The 19,733-nt window shown below is 63.8% G+C and carries 15 protein-coding genes; 7 read left to right on the plus strand and 8 right to left on the minus strand.

All coding sequences use genetic code 11. The features are described from left to right. Positions 1-18 precede the first annotated feature (18 nt). Positions 19-735, minus strand: a complete 717-nt coding sequence (locus tag ABVV53_RS05920; protein ID WP_353983477.1) for a hypothetical protein — start codon at positions 733-735, stop codon at positions 19-21. 302 nt (positions 736-1,037) lie between these two features. Beyond that, complete coding sequence (locus ABVV53_RS05925) at positions 1,038-1,460, minus strand: glycine zipper 2TM domain-containing protein (protein WP_353983478.1); 423 nt, start codon at positions 1,458-1,460, stop codon at positions 1,038-1,040. Between the two features lie 179 nt (positions 1,461-1,639). Here ABVV53_RS05925 and rarD point away from each other — a divergent pair, with 179 nt between their 5' ends. Continuing rightward, on the plus strand, positions 1,640-2,554 hold the full coding sequence (gene rarD / locus ABVV53_RS05930; RefSeq protein WP_353983479.1) for an EamA family transporter RarD: 915 nt from the start codon (positions 1,640-1,642) through the stop codon (positions 2,552-2,554). An 18-nt stretch (positions 2,555-2,572) separates the two neighbouring features. Here the strand turns inward: rarD and ABVV53_RS05935 are convergent, their stop codons facing one another. The 6 genes from ABVV53_RS05935 to ABVV53_RS05960 all read right to left on the minus strand — a co-directional run bounded on the left by ABVV53_RS05935 (position 2,573) and on the right by ABVV53_RS05960 (position 13,035). Further along, complete coding sequence (locus ABVV53_RS05935; protein WP_353983480.1) at positions 2,573-3,895, minus strand: dihydroorotase; 1,323 nt, start codon at positions 3,893-3,895, stop codon at positions 2,573-2,575. A 103-nt stretch (positions 3,896-3,998) separates the two neighbouring features. Beyond that, a complete protein-coding gene (gene treY, locus ABVV53_RS05940) occupies positions 3,999-6,425 on the minus strand; it encodes a malto-oligosyltrehalose synthase (protein ID WP_353983481.1) in 2,427 nt (808 codons plus the stop codon). Continuing rightward, the gene (gene malQ / locus ABVV53_RS05945) at positions 6,422-8,395 is read right to left on the minus strand and encodes a 4-alpha-glucanotransferase (RefSeq protein ID WP_353983482.1); all 1,974 of its coding nucleotides are present in this window, start codon (positions 8,393-8,395) and stop codon (positions 6,422-6,424) included. The genes treY and malQ overlap by 4 nt, the downstream gene beginning before the upstream one ends. Then, positions 8,392-10,095, minus strand: coding sequence for a malto-oligosyltrehalose trehalohydrolase (treZ, locus tag ABVV53_RS05950; RefSeq protein WP_353983483.1), 1,704 nt, complete (start codon positions 10,093-10,095; stop codon positions 8,392-8,394). Before treZ ends, malQ begins: the two co-directional genes overlap by 4 nt. Next, entirely contained in the window at positions 10,095-12,200 is a 2,106-nt protein-coding gene (gene glgX / locus ABVV53_RS05955; protein WP_353983484.1) for a glycogen debranching protein GlgX, read from the minus strand. Before glgX ends, treZ begins: the two co-directional genes overlap by 1 nt. A 112-nt stretch (positions 12,201-12,312) precedes the next feature. After that, positions 12,313-13,035 carry an energy transducer TonB gene (locus ABVV53_RS05960; RefSeq protein WP_353983485.1) on the minus strand — a complete coding sequence of 241 codons (723 nt, stop codon included), beginning with the start codon at positions 13,033-13,035 and terminating at the stop codon, positions 12,313-12,315. 334 nt (positions 13,036-13,369) lie between these two features. On the opposite strand from ABVV53_RS05960, the gene ABVV53_RS05965 reads away from it, so the two are divergent. The 6 genes from ABVV53_RS05965 to ABVV53_RS05990 all read left to right on the plus strand — a co-directional run bounded on the left by ABVV53_RS05965 (position 13,370) and on the right by ABVV53_RS05990 (position 19,724). Beyond that, a complete protein-coding gene (locus tag ABVV53_RS05965; RefSeq protein WP_353983500.1) occupies positions 13,370-13,972 on the plus strand; it encodes a PepSY-associated TM helix domain-containing protein in 603 nt (200 codons plus the stop codon). A gap of 17 nt (positions 13,973-13,989) precedes the next feature. Further along, positions 13,990-14,475, plus strand: coding sequence for a DUF2271 domain-containing protein (locus ABVV53_RS05970; RefSeq protein WP_353983486.1), 486 nt, complete (start codon positions 13,990-13,992; stop codon positions 14,473-14,475). A gap of 36 nt (positions 14,476-14,511) precedes the next feature. After that, a complete protein-coding gene (locus ABVV53_RS05975) occupies positions 14,512-15,441 on the plus strand; it encodes a DUF4198 domain-containing protein (RefSeq protein WP_353983487.1) in 930 nt (309 codons plus the stop codon). A 22-nt stretch (positions 15,442-15,463) separates the two neighbouring features. Further along, positions 15,464-16,450 (plus strand): FAD:protein FMN transferase, encoded by a 987-nt coding sequence (locus tag ABVV53_RS05980; protein ID WP_353983488.1) that lies wholly within the window; start codon positions 15,464-15,466, stop codon positions 16,448-16,450. A 121-nt stretch (positions 16,451-16,571) separates the two neighbouring features. Continuing rightward, positions 16,572-18,944, plus strand: coding sequence for a TonB-dependent receptor (locus ABVV53_RS05985; protein WP_353983489.1), 2,373 nt, complete (start codon positions 16,572-16,574; stop codon positions 18,942-18,944). A gap of 99 nt (positions 18,945-19,043) precedes the next feature. After that, positions 19,044-19,724, plus strand: a complete 681-nt coding sequence (locus tag ABVV53_RS05990) for a Fe2+-dependent dioxygenase (RefSeq protein WP_353983490.1) — start codon at positions 19,044-19,046, stop codon at positions 19,722-19,724. The last annotated feature ends 9 nt before the right edge of the window (positions 19,725-19,733 follow it).

Here is a 19,733-nt window from a genome sequence, read left to right on the forward strand (position 1 = left end):
ACGCAGAAGCTAATGGCCTCAGTGACCGCTTGCGATCAGGTCCACTTCAGTCAGTCCGTTGTCGAGCGCACGCGCGTAGATCAGATAAGCAACGTTGCCCTTGCGGCCGCCCAGGACATGATCAGAGCCATCCATGCGGTGCTCCGCGCCAAAGCCGGCGTTGGTCGCCTTGGTATAGTAGAAATCCATGACGTCGCCGGGCGTCACCGGGCTGACGAAGTTCACCACACGCAAGCTGCAGCCCTCTCCGTCGGTGCCTGCCGCCTCCTGTACCGCGCCTCGTGGATAGACCGGCAAGTCCTTCGGCAGCTTGGCCGCCCAAGTGGCGGAATATTGAACTTTCTGCGTGCAATCGGTGCTTGCCGCCTTCGCCTGCTGCGCGACCCGTGCGGCAGTGGCGGCGCTCTCGACCAGCGACGTCGGACTGCCGGTCTGCGGTTGCGGCGTGGCCTTCAGGCTACCTCCGGCTTGCACCATCGCCTCGTCGCGAGCAGCCTGGATAGCTTCGGGCGAGCGTTGCTCCGGCGGCAGTTCGGTCTGCCCGCCGTTAGGCGCGATGGCCGAGCCATTGGCGCCGGACATCTCAGGATCGACCATGATTTCATCACCCAAGGCACCGGTTATCGCCGGGTCCTCAGCGCCATTTGGTTCGCTTTTCGTCTCGGACTTGCAGCCGCCGAACAGCAGCATGGCACTCGCAGCGCAGGCGATCGCAAGGCGGGTGGAGGTCTTCATCGTCACGTCCTTCCCCGCCGGCCACGAGAAGCAAGTGCCTATCGCAGTCCGGCTTGCTTAATTAGCCGTTAGCCTTGTCGGCCAATCGTTAACGAGACGTTGAGAAGGATGGTTAACCTCTGCCGCGTACCATTTTGGACCAAAGCGGCAGCTAACATGTAAATGCCTGCAGCCCAGACGTGAAGAAGGGCGCTCTCGCACAATGGAGAGCGCCCTTCCCGGCCGGCTCGCGGCAGCGGTGCTGCGGAGCTGGACTGTTCCCCCGCACGTCGCCGTCCGCGCGGAGAGAACTGTGGAAGCGGTTAGCGGCAGCGCGAATCGCTACGATCTACTTCGCGGCCGAGCAGGGCACCGCCGGCTGCACCAAGGATCGTTCCAATGGTCCGGTCGCGGCCGCCGTCGATCTCGCGGCCCAGCAATGCACCCGCAGCGCCGCCGAGCAGCAGGCCGGTCGTCCCGCTCTCCTTGCGGCAGTGATACCGGTTGTCATTGCCGCGCCACTGCTGCGCGGCGGGCTGGCGGTAGCGATTGCCGTAGCCGCGACGGTAATCCTCGCGCGAGTGGCGGCTGCGATTCCAATCGCGGTACTGGTTGTAGGCCTCGCTTCCCGGAGCGGCGTAAGTCGCCTGCTGGGTGGAGAAAGTGGGGGCCGCGACAGCGGGAACCGCGGTGGCGAGAGTGGCGCTGGCTGCTGCAAGTGCCGAAACCTTGAGAATGATGTTCATCGTGCTTCTCCTTATCGGCGGCACCGGGGGGAGAGATCCGCCTTACCCATTCAGGTTTAGAGTTACGAACCTGAATGGAACCCAACCAACCCTTCAGAATTGCGCTTTTCGATGAGACGAGTTTCTCACTGCGACGAGTTGCTTGCTGGCTTCTGCTCCGCTCCTCTAGGGGTGGCCAAATGAACGCAGGCTCCCGATCGCATAGCGGCCTTCCCCAAGCTCTTGGGGCTTACCTCTTATGGGGTCTTCTCCCGCTCTACTTCCATCTGCTGCGGGACGTGGCCGCGCTTGAGGTTGTGGGCTGGCGCGTTCTCTTCACTGTCCCGGTGTGCCTTGTCATCGTCGCCTTCCGCCACCAGTTCGGTCAGGTCGCGCAGGCGTTCTCCGATCCACGGACGTTGAGAGCGCTGGTACTGAGCGCGTTCCTCATCGCCACGAACTGGGTCGTCTACGTTTTCGCGATCGCGACGGACCACGTTTTCGCGGCAAGTCTTGGGTATTATATCAACCCGCTGATGAACGTGCTGGCAGGGACGGTCTTCCTGGGAGAGCGCCTGTCCGCCCGGCGCTGGCTTGCTGTTGGCCTTGCCGCAGTAGGCGTTACGATCCTGGCTTGGGGCGCGCTCAACACTTTGTGGGTCAGCATGACTCTGGCGGTGAGCTTCTGCGGCTACGGACTGGTGCGGAAGGTCACCCCCGTGGGGTCGCTTCCTGGCCTCACCGTCGAAACTGTTGTGCTGATCATCCCTGCTACGGCTGTCCTCTTCTGGTTGGCGGGCCAGCCGGGAGGTCTTTCGCTGGGCGATTCTACCGTGACAACCGTAGCTCTCGGCTTCGCCGGCGTTATCACGGGCCTGCCACTGCTGATGTTCGCCACGGCAGCCCGGCGGATGAGCTACTCAGCGCTTGGCTTCGTCCAGTTCCTTACGCCGACCATGGTGTTCCTGCAGGGTCTGCTTGTCTTCCATGAACCTCTGAAGCCGGTGCAGCTGGCAAGCTTTGCGATGATCTGGAGCGCCATCGCTGTGTTCTGCTGGGACCTTCTGAAAGCAAGGAGACCGGCGCCTCAGGATGAGGTGGAAGCGCCGGTCTAACCTACAGGGTCGCAGCCATCAGAGAGCGCCCGCGAACCGCAGCGGCTCACCCTGGGCGGTGTTGGCAAGCTGCCCTTCCCACATTGCGAAGTGCCCGCGCACAATCGTGCCGACCACGCGGCCCTCCAGCTCCATCCTGGTGAACGGCGACCAACCACAGCGGCTCTCAAGCCAGTCCTCGCTGATCGTGAACTGGCCCTTGCGATCCACCACCGTGAAATCGGCGTCATAACCAGCCGCAATGCGCCCCTTGCCGACCAGGCCGAATACGCGCTGGACTCCGGCGCTGGTCATGTCGATCAGCCGCTCCAGCGTCATGCGTCCTTTCGCTACGTGGTCGAGCATGAGCGGCAGCAGCGTCTGCACTCCCGGCATCCCGCTAGGGCTGGCGGGATACGTCTTCGCCTTCTCCTCAAGCGTGTGCGGCGCGTGGTCAGAGCCAAGCACGTCGGGCACGCCCTGATGCAGCCAGTGCCACAAGCCGGCGCGATGCGCGGACGAGCGGATGGGCGGGTTCATCTGCGCGTATGTGCCCAGCGCGGGATAGGCCTCTTCCGCCGCCAGCGTGAGATGCTGGGGCGTGACTTCACAGGTCGCGATATCCCGATGCTGGGCTAGAAGCTCCAGTTCGGCAGGAGTCGTGATATGGAGCACGTGGATCGGCCGCCTGGCCTCGCGTGCCAGGCGTAGGATGCGCTTGGTCGCCAACATGGCGCTCTCGTCATCGCGCCAAACCGGATGGCTCGAAGGATCGCCCTCGATGCGCTCCCCCTTGCGCTCGTTCATTCGCGCCTCGTCTTCGGCATGGATGGCAACACGACGCCGGCCACTTGCCAGCACGCGCGCAAGCGCCTCATCCTCGGCCACCAGCAAGCTACCGGTGGATGCGCCCATGAAGATCTTGACCCCTGCTGTGCCGGGGATGCGCTCCAACTCGGCAAGATCATCGGCATTCTCAGCCGTCGCACCGACATAGAACGCGTGATCGCAATACATGCGATGCAGCCCGCGTGAGAGCTTGTCGTGCACGCGCATGACCGAATCGGTGTTGGGATTGGTGTTGGGCATCTCGAACACAGCGGTGATGCCGCCCATCACGGCAGCGCGACTGCCGCTTTCGAGGTCTTCCTTGTGCTCCAGGCCCGGCTCGCGGAAATGCACCTGGCTGTCGATTACGCCCGGCAGCACGTCCAACCCGGTGCAATCGAGGTGCCGGCTCGCATCTGGGTAGCTGCCGATGCCCAGGATCTTGCCGTCTCCCACGGCTACGTCGGCGTGGACCGCACCCGACGGGGTGTGGACCAGCCCGCCTGTCAGTACCAGTTCCGGAGCGGCGCTCATCGGCTTGACTCCGCCAGGGAGCGACGGTGCGAGTGCGAGTTTGATTCGGTCGAATGGGTCATGGCGCACACTCTAACGGTACCGAGGCTGCGGGACAGCCCCCTCAGCGAACTGCCACGACGCTGGCGGCGAAAAGATCATGCGCAGCCCGACGCTCTCCGTCACGCACAATCACATGCGTGTCGCCCCACCAGCCCGGCTCGGGCAGCGGAGCCGATTGGCCCAGCAGCGTTTCTCCCAGCCGAATGGCGACCGCGCAGTGCAGGCGGTCTTCTCCATGGCCACGAGCGAAAGCTATTACATGCGCCGCACGCTGCCCCGTCACCTCCAGCGATTCGTAACCGCCATCCTGAAGGGCCCGGCTCTCCTTGCGCCGTGTCAGCAGCTCCGCGATGAGGCGCAGCTTGGCGCCCTCACCGTCGCTCGTACCGCTTGCGAGCATCTGCTGGCGCTTCGCGAAATCAACCGGGCGGCGGTTGTCCGGGTCAACCATCGAAAAGTCCATCAGCTCGCAGCCTTGATAGATGTCGGGCACCCCGGGCGCGAGCAGGTGCAGCCCTGTTTGCGCCAGCGTGTTCGCGAGCGCGGGCGCGGTGATCTTTTGCATGAACTGCGAGAACTCGTCGCGGAAGCTGGCCCCCTCAGCGCCCGTTAGCATCAAGGTAGCAAGTTCGTGACAGCGCGCTTCGTAGCCCTCTTCGGGTGCTTCCCATGAGGAGCGCAGCTTGGCTTCGCGCAGTGCCTTGCGCTGCCAGTCATGAACGCGCGGCAGCAGGCTTTCGTCGCCTTCTTCCCAGGCACCGACGAGCGTCTGCAGCAGCGCGTAGACGTCGTCAGGGGCGACCGCTTCAGCTTCTTCGGCGGCAAATTCCAGCCAAGGTCGAGCGTGGCTCGCCCAAATGTCCGGCACTGCACTCAGCACCGCCAGGCGCGCGCGGGCGTCCTCGCCGCGCTTGTGGTCGTGCGTGGCCGTGGCGAGCATGGCATGCGGGTAGTTCGCGGCCCGGCCGCGCATCGCCTGGTGGAAATCGGCCGGACTGCATGCGAAACGCCCCGGATCGAAGCCCACGTCGTTCGTCGAGAGCAGCACGCCATGCCGGTAAAAGGCAGTGTCCTCCACGCCCTTCGCCGCAATCGGCGCGGAGAGCTGCTGGAACCGCCGCACGGCTTGCGCGGCAATCGCGCCTTGCGCGCTGCCGTCCCCTGCAAGCCAGCCAAGCACGAGATCGAGTACCGGAACCTCACCCGGCGGCATGAGCGGCAGCGCAGCCTCTCTTGCGGCCTTGCGGGTGACCTCATCCGCGGCAGGGGCGGCGGCGCCGGTGCCGTAAGTGCGATAGACCGGGAACACCCAAAGGAGCCGCTCGACCGCCCTGCGCAACATGCCCTGCGTCACCCATCCGTGGCCCTCGGCTTGCGCGAGCGCGTGGAAGCTGCCTACGCAGGCGACAAGTTGCCCTTCGAACTGCCAAGCCAGCAAGTCTTGCCGCGAAGCAAGCGCCTCAAGATCGAAGTCCGCGTTGCGGCCGCTCACCTCTTCCCAGAGCGCCTCCAGCGTTTGTTGCCCCGCCGGCTCGTGGAGGATCTCCGAGACTTCGCGCATGAAATCGTAGCCGCTGGTCCCCTCAATTGCCCAGTCGGTCGCGAACGGCTCTTCGGGGGCGAGAATCTTTTCAACGACGATATAGGCGTGGCGGTCAGGCGCGATGCTGTCAAAGCGCTCGCGCAAGCTGCGGCAATACCCGGCGGGATCGGTCAGACCGTCCACGTGGTCGATGCGCACGCCGTCGATAAGCTCCCGCGCGAAAAGGTCGAAGTAGAGACGGTGCGTCAGCGCAAAAACATCGGGGTCTTCCGCTCGCACTCCGGCCAACTCGTTGATCGAGAAAAAGCGGCGCCACTTCAGGCGGTCGTTGGCGGTTCGCCAGTAAACAAGGCGATAGTGCTGGCGCTCCAGCAAGGCGGTCAGCTCAGCAGGGCTCTGGCCCGCAATCGCGGCCTGCACGTCCTCCGTGTGGATCGGATCATCGGGGCGGATCGGGTAAGTCGCGCCACCGTATAGTTGTATGCCCAGCCCGTCGCCTCCGTGAACCAACTTCACCGCGCCATCCGCGATGGCATCGGAGAGCGGAGTGCCGAGAACCGGCAGCACCACTCGCTGGCTCCAGTCGATGTCGAAAACTCCGGCGTAGGCACTCGCCTGGCCGTGCCGAAGCACGTCCATCCACCAGGCGTTCTCGTCGCCGGCAACACCCATATGATTGGGTACGATATCGATGATGAGGCCCAGGCCATGCTCTCGAAGCACCGCAGCGAGGCGGGTGAAGCCCTCTTCGCCGCCAAGCTCGGGATTGATCCGGGTGGGATCGATCACGTCGTAGCCGTGTGTCGAACCTTTGGCGGCAGCGGTGATGGGGGAGGCATAGAGGTGACTGACGCCAAGCTTGGCGAGATACGGAACGATGGCCTCCGCGTCCGCGAAGGTGAAGCCGGCGTGGAACTGAAGGCGGTAAGTCGCGCGGGGGATCATGCGGAGCGAGCCTCGACAAGAGCGGCAATGCGGCGCGCCGTCACCGGCTCGGCCAGCAAATCGGCAAGCGGTGCGGAGAGGCGGCGGCGCCAGTTGGGATGCTCGTCGATCGTGCCGGGCAGGTTCGGCTGCTCTTCCAGTCCCAGCAGATCCTCAAGCGGAATGATCGCCAGGGCCGAAGGCGTTTTGCCAAGGTGCTCAACCGCAGCGTCGACCACGGGCGCAGGATCGTCCTGCGCGGGCTGAGGAGCGCCTTTGCCGACGGCGTCCCAAAGCGCCTTACGATCCGCCATGCGTTGCCTCTCCTCCTCTTTCACGCCTTCCTCCTGCGCGCTGGCACCCCGCCCCAGGCGACGGTTCCATTCGATGTCGCGGCCTCGCCACCAGCCCGCTACCGTCGCGAGATCATGTGTGCCACTCATGGCGATGGCCTGGACCGGAAAGTCCTCCTGCCGACAGAACCCGCCTGCGTGGTCACGCTCGAACCACAGGACGCGCATGCCGAGGATGCCCTTCTCCGAGAACGGCTCGATAAATCCCGACGGGCGGGTGCCAAGGTCCTCACCAACGATGATCGCGCCGGCGCGGTGCGACTCGATTGCCAGCAGGCGCAGCATGTCGGTGAACGGGTAGCGCAAATAAGCCCCTTCACTTGCGGCCGCCCCGCCAGGCACAATCCAGAGCCGCGCAAGACCGAAGGCATGGTCGATCCGCACGCCGCCGGCATGGCGCAATGCTGCCCGCACAGTGGAGATCCACGGCGCGAAAGCGCTTCTGGCCAAGCCACGCGGCGAGAAGTTGGTAAGGCCCCAGTTCTGCCCTTCCGGCCCCAGCAGATCAGGCGGAGCGCCTACGGTAAGCCCCTGCAGCATGGCGCCTTGCAGCGCCCAGGCATCGCTGCCGCCGGGATCGATCCCCACGGCGAGGTCGGATATCAGACCGATGGCGGCGCCTGCCTTCGTCGCCTCCCGCTGGGCAGCGGCCAGCGATCGCCCGGCGAGCCACTGGGTGAAGAAGTGGAACTCCACTTCGTCTGTGCGCTCGGCGGCAAAGCGTGCGGCGGCAGGTCCGTCGGGGTCCTGATACTCTTGCGGCCAGGCTTGCCAGCCCGCACCATTCTCGCTGAAGTGGAGCGACAGGGCATTGTACAGCGCGTGGCGCTGGAGCGCTGCGCCTTGGGCCTGCGCCCACTTGTTCACTTGCGCGCGCGCGTCAGCGTCCAGCGCCGCGAAGGTGCGACGCAGCCCCTGATAGCGCTGGGGCAAGCTTGCAGACCAGTCGATCAGCGAGCCGCCATCTTCGCTACTCTCGTTCAGCTCAGCAAGGACGGGGTTGAGGAAGAGCCGACTGGAAGGAGAGTAGGGGCTGAAACTGCGATTGTTCGCCGGATTGGGAGCATGGACCGGGCTGATCGCAACCGCGTCCGCGCCGCGGTCGGCAAACAGCCGGACCGCGCCGCGCAAGTCGTCAAAGTCGCCATAGGCAGCGGGCTTTTCGTGAAGCGAAGGGATCTGGATTGCGGTGCCCCAGAGGCGGCTACGCTTCGCTCCGGCCAGATCCGACGGCAACAGGCAGCGTGGCGGCGCGACGGCGAGCACCAGCGTGTGCCCGGCGATACGCAGGGTGTGGTAGCCGAACTCGGAGATGCCCGGCAGCATTCCGTCCTGAACTGTGAGCTGGCGAGTGGAGCCGTCTTCCAACTGCAGTTCCGCTGTGGTCGCGTGCGCCAGGGGAGAGGGCAATGCTTCAGGCTTATTCACGTCGGCTGACAGAAATGCGGGCGGCTGGCCAGCTTCCTCCTGTAGGCGTGCAAGACTGGCGCGGGCCTCGGCATCGCTCTCTGCGGGGTAGCCGAGCGCGCCCAGGATTGTCGCAAGTGCGGTGTCGGCAACGACCTGTTCGCATCCTCTCGCATCGCGCCATTCGCGCGCGAGACCGACTGCCTCGGCCAGGACGTGGAGCGCGCTCACGCCCTGTGTAGCCGCGCGACGAAGCGCTGGCCCTCACTGAAGATGATCTCGCCCTGACCGTCCGGGAGATCAGTGCGTCCCTCCCCGAGATCGAGTGCGACGGTCAGAGTGGACCCATCACCCATGCGCCAGGATGCCGCGACAGCCCTCTCGCCCAGCACTTGCGCGCCCATGGCCTTGGCACCCTTAAGACGCGGCACGACCAGGCGCGTACGCAGGCCGATAAGTTCGCGGTAGAAGCTCTCCCACTCCGCCGCGTCGGGTCCCGACTCGGTGCGGGAGGCTGCAAAGGTGGCTTCGGCGTTCGGGTCCGGTATCCGCTCCCGAGCTGCTTCGTGACGAAAAGCCGCGAATTTTGCGAACTCGCGGCGACGGCCCTCGCGCACGGCGTCGGCAAGCTCGTCGTGGAAATCCGTGAAAAACAAAAACGGGGTTCGCGATCCGGTTTCTTCGCCCATGAACAGGAGCGGGATCTGCGGGCAAAGCAGCAGCAGAGCTGTTGCCGCGCGTAACCGCTCCTTATCGGCGAGCAATGTCAGGCGCTCACCCATGGCGCGGTTGCCGACCTGATCGTGGTTCTGCAGGAAGGATACGAAAGCACTCGGGCGCAAGTCCGCGCTTGGTGTTCCTCGCAGCTTTCCGTCATGATTGAGCGACGGATCACCCTGATAGATGAAGCCTTCGGCAAGGCAGCGGGCAAGCCGCTCCGCCGCGTGGTCGGCGAAGTCGCTGTAGTAGGCGTCGGTCTCGCCTGTCAGCAGCACGTGCAGCACATTGTGAAAGTCATCGTTCCACTGCGCGTCATAGACGCCGGGTTCCAGGCGTTGCGCATCGTTTTCCTCGTTTTCGAGCACAAGGTGAACGTGACGGTCCGGACCGATGCGCGCCCGAATGTCCTGGGCGAGTTGGTCAAGGAACCCCGGATTGCCGATCGCGTGGACAGCGTCGAACCGAAGGCCGTCGAAGCGATAGTCCTCCAGCCACATCAGCGCATTCTCGCGGAAGTAGGCTGCGACCATCGGCTCGTCCACGGCAACCGCACCGCCCCAAGGCGTGTCGATCTCTGTGTGGAAGAAGGAGGGGGCATAGGCGCCAAGGTAGTTCCCGTCCGGTCCGAAGTGGTTGTACACCACGTCCAGGAACACCATCAGCCCAAGCTCATGGGCCTTGTCGATCAGCCCGCGCAGATCATCCGGCGTCCCGTAGCTCTCGGCAGGAGCGAAGGGCAGGACACCGTCATAACCCCAGTTGCGCGTGCCGGAAAAAGCGCCGACCGGCATCAGTTCGATCGCAGTGACTCCCAGGGCGGCAATGCGATCTAATTCATTCGCCACTCCCGCAAAGCCGCCGAGGGTGCCGACATGCAGTTCCTGCACAATCGTCTCCTCCCAAGGTCGGCCGCGCCATTCCTGCGATCGCCAACCATAGGAACCATGATCGACCACGACACTCCAGCTGTGGACACCGCCGCTTTGCGCGCGCGAGGCGGGATCCGGCACCGCTAGATCATCATCAAGGCGGAAACGATAGCGCGTCCCGGGCTTCGCGGCTGTCTCTGCGTGGAACAGGCCATCCTCGCCCGCAGTCATGGCAAGCGGCTCAGCGCCGTAAATCTCCAGCTTCGGCGCCTTCTGGCTGGGCGCCCACAATGCAAAACGCCACCGTTCCGTGTCGATCTCTCGTGGGCCCCAGATGGTCATCACTCGGTCAACTCCGAGACCGAGCGGATGAGCATCGCACTGTGCGGCGCCACCTCTACCTCCCCGTCGATTTCCTCATCTGCGGCTTCAGGCCTTGCACTGTCGATCAGCAACGTGCGCTCGGCCACCGCGGTCGTCAGAGTAAAGCGGATCGGATCATCGCTGGCGTTAAGCAGCAGGTTGATCGCTTCCATGCGGCCATCCTCCATCTGCACGGCCCGCCGCATCGAGAGGGCACGTCCTTCGGGGTTCTGCCAGTCGTCAGGCGAAATCTGCTGCCCGTTCTCGTCCCACCACTCAACGTCGTTGATGCCCTGCCCCGGCGAATCCTGGCCGTAGAGGAACACCCTTGAGCGCAGGACCGGGTACTCCTTGCGCAACGCGATAAGGCGCGACGTGAACGCATTCAGCGCGGCGCCCTCCTCGCTTTCCAGCAGCGACCAGTCGAGCCAGCTGATCTCGTTGTCCTGGCAATAGGCGTTGTTGTTGCCGCCCTGGGTCCGCCCGAACTCGTCTCCCGCGACCAGCATCGGCGTGCCGAGCGAGGCAAGGAGCGTCGTCAGCATCGAGCGCTGCACGCGGGCGCGGGTGTCCTTTACACCGGCATCGTCGGTCGGCCCTTCCGCGCCCCAGTTGCGCGACAGGTTGTTGTCATGACCATCGCGGTTGTCCTCGCCGTTCGCTTCGTTGTGGCGTTCTTCGTAGGAGACGAGATCGGCCAGCGTATAGCCATCATGGCTGGTGAGGAAGTTGACCGAAGCCCAAGGCCGCCGTGCCCGACGATCGAACAAATCGCCCGAGCCGGAGAGCCGCGCAGCCAGATCCGCCCGCTGGCCAGGGTCACCGCGCCAATAGCGGCGGGTCGTGTCGCGGAATTTGTCGTTCCACTCAGCAAAGCTGGGGGGAAAGTTGCCAAGCTGATAGCCGCCCATGCCGACGTCCCACGGCTCCGCGATGAGCTTCAGCCGACCCAGCACGGGGTCCTGGCGCAGCACATCAAAGAAGCCGGCGTTGGGATCGAAGCCGTGATCGGTGCGGCCCAGAGTAAGGCCCAGATCGAACCGGAAGCCGTCGATGCCGTATGAGGTCGCCCAGTAGCGCAGCGAGTCCGCCACCATCTGAATGACGCGCGCGTGACCGAGGTTGAAGGTATTGCCGGTGCCGGTGTCGTTGAGGCAGTAGCGCTTGTTATCGGGCAGCAGGCGGTAGTACGTCGCGTTGTCGAGCCCGCGCCAGCATAGCGTCGGCCCTAGTTCGCTGCCCTCGCAGCTGTGATTGTACACGACATCCAGGATAACCTCGATGCCCGCGGCGTGAAGCCTGCGAACCGCGACGCGCAACTCATCCTGCGTGGCTTCGTCAGCGAAGTAGCTCGGCTCTGGCGTGAAGAAGTTGAGGGTGTTGTAACCCCAGTAATTCCGGAGCCCCTTCTCCTGCAGGAAGCGGTCCTGCGTGAAGGCCTGGATCGGCAGCAGTTCCAGCGCCGTGACGCCAAGCCGCTTGAGATGATCGATGATTTTCGGGTGCGCGAGCCCCGCGAAGGTTCCGCGCTCCTGCGGTGGCAGTTCCTCCAGGAGCTTGGTCATGCCCTTGGTGTGGGCCTCGTAGATCACGGTTTCCGACCACGGCGTGTTCGGGCGACGATCCTGCGACCAATCGAAACAGTCGTGGGTGACGACACCCTTCGGCATGGCGGGTGCGCTGTCGCGCTTGTCGAAGCCCAGGTCCGCGCGCTTGCTGCGCAAGGGATAGGCGTGCAGCGCGTCTGTCCACTTCACTCCGCCATGCAGCCGGCGGGCATAGGGATCGAGCAGCAGCTTGTTGGGATTGAAGCGGTGGCCCTCTTCGGGCCGATACGGGCCATGCGCCCTGTAGCCATAAAGAAGTCCGGGTCGGGCATCGGGCAAGTACCCGTGCCAGACCTCGTCCGTGCACTCCGGCAGGGGAAAGCGAGCGATCTCCCGTCGGCCGCTCGGGTCGAAGAGGCACAGCTCGATCATCTCGGCATGCGCGGAAAATATCGCGAAGTTCACGCCAAGCCCATCGGAAGTGGCGCCGAGCGGATAAGGTCTACCGCCCTCGAGGCGGTCGGGCAGAAGGCTCAAGTTCATTTCCTGCGAAAAACAAAGACGTTCGGCATCGAGAAATGCCTGCTGTCGAGTTTTGATGCAGCGAAATCATCCCGTTCGCGAAATAAACCTTCGTAACCGCGTCGCGTCAGACAAGAACAAACGGTATTGTCACGTATCCGCGCACAGCCACAGGCGCTCCATCACGCTTGAGCGGAGCCCAGCGCCACCGCCGCACCGCCGTTAAAGCTGCCTTATCCAGGCGCTCGCTGCCGCTGCTGCTGGCCACCTGAATGTCAACGACCCGGCCGTCCGGCCCGACCAGCAAGAGCAGCTTTACCGTTCCCTGCTCACGCTTGCGCCGTGACTCCACGGGGTAAGCCGGCGGCTTCGCTGAAATCACTTGGCTGGAAAGATCCCCTCCCTCGGCCGGAGCCGCAGATGCAGGAGCGGCTGATGGCGCTGTTGCAGGCCCTGCCGAGTCCGGCGCGAATTTGGCCACTATGACTTGCGGCGCCTGAACCAAGGGCGGTGCTTCAAGAGCAATCTGCGTTGGCCCCGGCAGCGGAAGCTGAATCTTCGGCTTGGGAATGAAGGCTTGAGGCGGCTGCTCAACGGGTTGGTCCAGCCGCGTCGCTGGAGGGGTCGGCGGCGGCGCGGTATCGAGTTCCTCCATGTCCACGACAGTGAGACGCGGCTTCACCTGATGTTTGGCGACCACGTTGATGGTGGCAAGCGCCGCCACCACCGCGAGCATCACGCTAAGTGATGCGACGAACGCGACCGGACCCGATCGGCGTGAGGGCGCGTAGTGTCCACGCTCGTAGTGTTCAGAGGCTGCCAGGGATGTAAGATCCTCGACGGGTGCCACCCTCCCGGCCCTTCGCCGAAGAACGCTGAGTGCCGGGCCAGGACTTGCTAGTGCCGATGCGAGTGCCGCCATGACGCCCTTTTGAACTCCCATCATAGAGCTATTGCGAGTCATTCTCATAGGAGCTAAGGCTCGGCGCGTCCAGACCGAAGGAGGTCAGTCTCGTCGGGAAGTGGCAGCCGACAACAGACCTTGCGTCCCCGTTTGAAGAGAGTTTGCGCACTTGGAAGCCGTCGAAGCCGCACCGTCCGCTAGCGCACCGCGCGCCGCAGCTCTTCGCAAGGACTCCGCGGTCCGTGCGGGCGAAGTCCGCCCTGGACGCAAGAATCGCAAGATTCGCACGATTTGGCTTAAACAGTTGCACACGTGGCATTGGGTCAGCGCTGCGGTTTCATTGACTGCGATGCTGCTGTTCTCGATCACCGGTATCACCCTCAATCACGCCGCTTCGATCAGCGCCGAACCCACTGTTACCCAAAGCAGCGGCCAGTTGCCGGCGCCCCTGCTGGCGAAACTGCCCGAAGCAAACGACGGAGCTGCGCCGCTCCCGCAAGACGTGGCACGCGAAGTCGCCAAGGCCGTGATGCTGGACCCCGCAGGCTACTCCGCGGATTGGTCGGACGAAGCAGAAGTCTACATCGCGATGCCTGGCCCGGGCCGCGACGCCTGGGTGAGCATCGATCGCGCATCGGGCGAGGTCATGGCGGAAAATACCGAACGCGGCTGGATCTCGTACCTCAACGATCTGCACAAAGGCCGCAACACCGGGACCGCGTGGTTCTGGTTCATCGATGTCTTCGCTGTCGCGTGTGTCGTCTTCACGCTTACCGGACTGTTGCTGCTTCAGCTTCATGCCAAGCACCGGCCGTCCACCTGGCCGCTCGTGGGCCTCAGCCTGGCCATACCGCTGATTATCGCTCTGTTCTTCGCTCACTGACTTTGAGGCTATCCGCAATGAATTCAAAGCTTCTGCCCTCCATCCCACTGCTGGTCGCCGGCACGTTTGCAGCACCGGCTGCGGCCGCGACGGTCAGCGTGACGATCCCGAAAATCAATGTCGCCGAGTACCACCGCCCCTACGTCGTCGGCTGGCTGGAGCCTGCGGCCGGCGGTCAGGCGCGCACGGTATTCGTGTGGTATGATGTCAAAAAAGGCGGAGGCGAGCCCGGCACAAAATGGCTTTCGGACTTGCGCACCTGGTGGCGCAAGGGAGGCCGCTCTCTGAAGCTCCCTGCCGACGGCGTGAGCGGTGCAACCCGCGCTCCCGGCACCTACCAGATCCCGCTGCCCGCCAACCTGCCTGCCGGCCAGTACGTGCTGAAAGTCGAAGCCGCGCGTGAGACCGGCGGGCGTGAACTCGTTTCGGTTCCGATCACCGTGCCGAAAGCCTCCGGCTCGGCCACTGGCAAGACCGAACTCGGCGCGGTCACCGTCCGCTAGATTTTCGCCCTTCGGGCTCAAGCACAAGGATCTGCCATGCGTTGTCGTCACGCTTTGTTTGCCGCCGCGGCCCTTGCCGCGATCCTCTCCAGCCCAGCGTCCGCTCACCGTCAGTGGCTGCTGCCGTCGACGACGAGCCTTTCGGGCACCAGCGAATGGGTGACAGTGGACGCTGCCGTGTCCAACGACCTGTTCTATGCCGATCACGTGCCGATGAGTCCTGAGCAGGTGAAGGTCTGGGCACCCGACGGTATCGAGAGCAAGATTGAGAATGCGGCCACCGGCCGGTATCGCTCAACCTTCGACGTCAAGATCGACAAGCCCGGCACGTGGGCGATCGGGACCGAACGCAACGGCGTGATGGGCACTTTCAAGCTTAACGGCGAAACATGGCGCGTGGGTGGTCGCGGTCGTCCTGCAACCGCCCCCGGTGCCGGCGCACCCGGCGGCGCGAACATGCAGCGCCCGCAAGGTGCAGCCCCGACCGCTGCTCCAGCCAGACCACAGGGTTCGGGACCGATCCGCATGGTGGCCAACGTGGAGGATATCCCCGCAGGCGCAACCGACATCAACCTGACGGAGGTCCTGGCCAAAAACATGGTTTTCGTGACCGCCGATGCACCGACCATGACGGTGCTGGAGCCGACAGGTAAGGGGCTTGAGTTCCAGCCTCTCACGCACCCCGCTTCGCTGGTGTCCGATGAGCCTGCGCGGTTTCGCTTCCTCGTGGATGGCAAGCCGGCCGCCGGCGTAAACGTCACTGTCGTTCCCGGTGGCAAGAAGTTCCGCGAAGCCGAAGAGGCGCAGGAACTCAAGACGGACGCCGACGGGGTGGTCACGGTACAGTGGCCCGTTCCCGGCGTGTACTGGTTGAACGCAAGCGCCGAGGACGCCAAGGCGAGCACGCCCCGCGCCGATAAGCGGCGGATGGGCTTCACGACCACACTTGAGGTGGTCGCGCCCTGAGCGGACGCCTCGAAGCACTCTCGTGCGCCTCGCTGTTCCCTTAGCCATCGATCCGGAGGCTCTCGACGGCTGGCGCCAGGACGCGCCAGTCGTCGAGCTGGGTGGCGAGACGATGGGCACACGATGGCAGGTGCGGCTTGCCGCTCCTGCCGGCTTCGATCAGGCCGCACTTGAGACCGCCATGGCGCAGCGCCTCGAGCAGATCCTCGCGCAGATGAGCCACTGGCGGCCAGACTCGTTGCTGGGCCGCTTTAATCGCGCGGCGGGCGGCACATGGTTCACTTTGCCGCGAGATTTCGTCCTCGTCTTGGAGACGGCTCTCTCAGTCAGTGAGAGCTGCGGTGGCAGCTTCGATCCGGCAATTGGCGAGCTGGTCAACTTGTGGGGTTTTGGTCCGGAGCCGAGTGACGGCAGGCCGACCGCCGCCGCTCTGGCCCAGGCCCGGGGGCGCTCGGGCGTCTCCCACCTCGCCTATGATCCAGAGCATGGCAGGCTCCGCCAGCCCGGCGGCTTACAGCTTGATTTCTCCGGCATTGCCAAAGGCTTTGCCGTGGACGCGCTGGGGGAAGTGCTGCGCGCTCACCAATGTCGTCATGCCCTTGTCGAGGTCGGCGGGGAACTGTTGGGGCTTGGCATCCGACCAGACGGGGATCCGTGGTGGGTGGAGCTGGAAACGCCAACACACGGCGCAAGCCCCTTTCGCGTCGCCCTCCACCAGCTCGCAGTCGCCACCTCGGGCGACTACGTGCGCGGGCGGCACACGATCGATCCACGTAGCGGCCATCCCGTTGCCCATGCGCTGGCGGTAAGTGTGATCCACTCTTCGGCGATGTGGGCAGACGCCTGGGCGACAGCTCTCAGCGTAGAGGAGCCTGCCGCGATGGAAGCGCTCGCAACCCGCGAGGGACTCGCGGTGCGAGCATTGATCCGCTGTGAGGGCCATGTGCGGGAGTGGATCAGCCCAGCACTTTCAGCCCTCCTTGTTGAACCGGAGACACCCGGCGCCTGAAGGTCTCGCCGCGTGTCTTCCTCCCGGTCGGACCAGTCGGGCATCAGAAGCAATATTTTCTTGATAATGCGAGTGCCTCGCAATATCGATGCTTCACCGTACACGTACCTCAGGGGGGAAAATGTCTATCAAATCGTCCTCGTCGGCAGCACGCCGCACGTTCCTTGCACTGTCCTGTATCGCACCGGCTCTCGCGCCCGTTGCACATGCGCAGGAAGCGGAGCCTCAGGAGCGTTCGCTCGGCACCTTCACTGTTACCGACACTGCGATCGTGGAAGAGCCCGGCCGCAAGCTGGAGTCTCCCAAGCGCACCCGCCCGGTACGCGACACACCCCAGACCATCACTGTCCTCACCAACGAAGTGATCGAGCAGCAAAACCTGCTCACTCTACGCGACGTGCTCTCGACAGTTCCTGGCATCACTTTCGGCGCGGGCGAAGGCGGCGGCGGCTACGGCGACAACATCAACTTGCGGGGGTACAGCGCGAATAACGACATCACCGTCGATGGCGTGCGTGACAGCGCGCAGTACACGCGCACCGACCCCTTTAATCTTGAGCAGATCGAGGTCACCAACGGTGCAAACTCGGTCATCTCGGGTGCCGGCTCTGTCGGTGGGAACATCAACCTGGTCACAAAGCGGCCGCTTCCCGAAGACGCTTACGAAGTAACCGGAGGCGTCGGAACCGACGACTACTACCGCGCTACGGCAGACCTCAACAACCGCGTCAACGATCTCATCGCCGTGCGGCTCAACGCCATGTGGCACCGCAATGACGTGCCGGGTCGCGACGTAGACAAGTACAAGCGCTGGGGCGTTGCGCCTTCGGCCACGATCGGCATCGATGGTCCGACCAGCCTGACGCTGCAGTACTTCCACCAAGAGGACGACAACACCCCCCAATATGGCGTGCCGTACTACGAGGGCTTGGTGCCAGGCGTGGAGCGCGGCGACTACTTCGGCTACCGCAATGTCGACACCCAGAAGTCGAATGTCGATCAAGCCACAGCTATCTTCGCGCATGAATTTAGCGATGCGGTTTCCATCCGCAATCTCGCGCGATGGCAGGATGTCACCCAGTTCACGATCGTGAACCCGCCTCAGGGCACCTACTGCCTTTCTAGCGGGGTGACGCCGACGGGAGGCGCCTGCACAGCGAACATCGGCACCAGAAACGATCCCATCAATGTTACAATCCCTGCGGGCTTCTACCAGCCGACCGGTCCGCGTGGAACAACGCGCGACAGCCGCAATCAGCTCGCTTTCAACCAGCTTGACCTCAACGCTATCGTCAACACTGGCCTAATCGAACACACCCTCGCGATCGGCGTTGCCGCCACTTGGGAAAAGTATGAGCTTTACCAAGGCAACTCTCAGCGTAATGCGGACGGCAGTCCCTTCTTCTCCATTTACCCGCTGATCAACATCGATAATCCCTACGACGTCGTCGTTGGGCCGGGCGCCTTCACATACGGCAGCAACGTCTACACGGGGCCGATAAACTTCATTCCGAACGTCTATCGCATCGGCGAGCAGACCAATGTCGCAGGTTACGTGTTCGATACGATGCGGCTCGGCAAGTTCGAGCTGAATGCAGGCGCACGGCTGGAGCGGAATGTCGGCACCTATCAGTCCAATTCCATCTCTACCGACGCCGCGACTCTGGGCGACATGACGCCCGGCACCGAGTTCCGCAACGCGGACACACTGTTCTCGTACCGGGTGGGGTTGGTGTACAAGCCAGTGGAAGCGGTCAGCCTTTACGTGGCCTATGGCAATTCGCGCACACCGTCGAAGAACTCGGTGAACGGCTCGTGCTCGGATGCGACCTGCAACATCAGCCCGGAGTCTGCTCAGAACTACGAGATTGGCGCGAAGGCGGAATTGTTCGAGGGCGGCCTGCTGCTCGCGGCAGCGGCTTTCCGCAACGAGCGTGACAAGTACGCAATCGCTTCCAACGATCCCGTGGTTCCACAAGAGCAGCTCGACGGCCAGTCACGCGTAGACGGTATTTCGCTCAGCGCCATCGGCAAGGTGACGCCGGATTGGACGATTACCGCGAACTACACGTATTTAGACCCCGTTCTGCGGCAGTCGGTGTCCGACTTCTGCCTTGCGAACCCGGGTGAAGGAACCTGCACAAACACTGTGGCCAATCCCGATCCCGGCGCCGGCTCCCGCCTCGTCAACACGCCCAAGCACTCGGGCAGCTTGTTCACCACTTACCGCCTGCCTTTCGGCCTCACGGTGGGGTATGGGTTCACGTATCAGGGCCGCTTCCCCTTCACGCAGAGCAACACCGGTGTTGTCTATTCCGACGATTTCCTGCTGCATCAAGCGTACCTCGCCTATGACTTCACGCCGAACCTCTCGGCGCAGCTGAACGTGAAGAACATCGCTGATGAGCTGTACTTCACGCGCATCCGCAACAACGGCTGGGCCATGCCGGGCGAGGCGCGTTCGGCAGTCCTGACGCTAACTGCCCGGATGTAAGCTGGCACCATCTGGAGCCCGGCGGTCACGCAGCCGCCGGGCTTTCACATCTATGGCACCCATCTTGTCCGCGGCCGATCAAACCGCGAAAGAGAAACGATGGTCATCGAGATACCCGAACTCTTCGCTTCGTCAGAAGTGCGCGAGATCCGCGCCGCGCTTGAAAGTGCGGACTGGACGAACGGACGCACCACCGCAGGCCATCGCGCCGGACGGGTGAAGGAGAACGAGCAACTCGCGCTCGACCATCCGTTGGCCCGGCAACTCGCCGACCGCGTCCTCGAGCGCGTCTCACGCACACCTTTGTTCATCGCAGCTGCCCTGCCCAGCCGCGTGCTCCAGCCGCGGTTCTCGCGTTATGACGGGCACGGCCACTACGGAAACCACGTCGACAACGCGATCTTCCCCATCGGCGGCACCGGAGAGCATCTGCGCTCCGACGTGTCAGGCACGCTATTTCTTAGCGAACCCGAAGAGTACGATGGCGGAGAACTCGTCATTGAAGACACGTTTGGCACTCACACGGTGAAGCTGCCCGCAGGTCACCTCATCATCTATCCCGGCAGCAGCCTGCACCGTGTCGCACCGGTTACGCGCGGCGTACGTTTCGCCTCGTTCTTCTGGACGCAGAGCTTCATAGCCTCGCCAGAGCAGCGCCGACTGGTCTTCGAACTGGACGGTGCGATTCAGTCGCTCGCAGGCGATCACCCCGCTCACCCGTCCCTCGACACGCTCACACAGGTCTACCACAACCTCTTGCGGCAGTGGTCGCATACCTAAAGGGTCAAC

It is taken from the genome of Novosphingobium kalidii (assembly GCF_040534015.1).
In the GTDB taxonomy this organism is placed as follows: Bacteria; Pseudomonadota; Alphaproteobacteria; order Sphingomonadales; family Sphingomonadaceae; genus Novosphingobium; species Novosphingobium kalidii.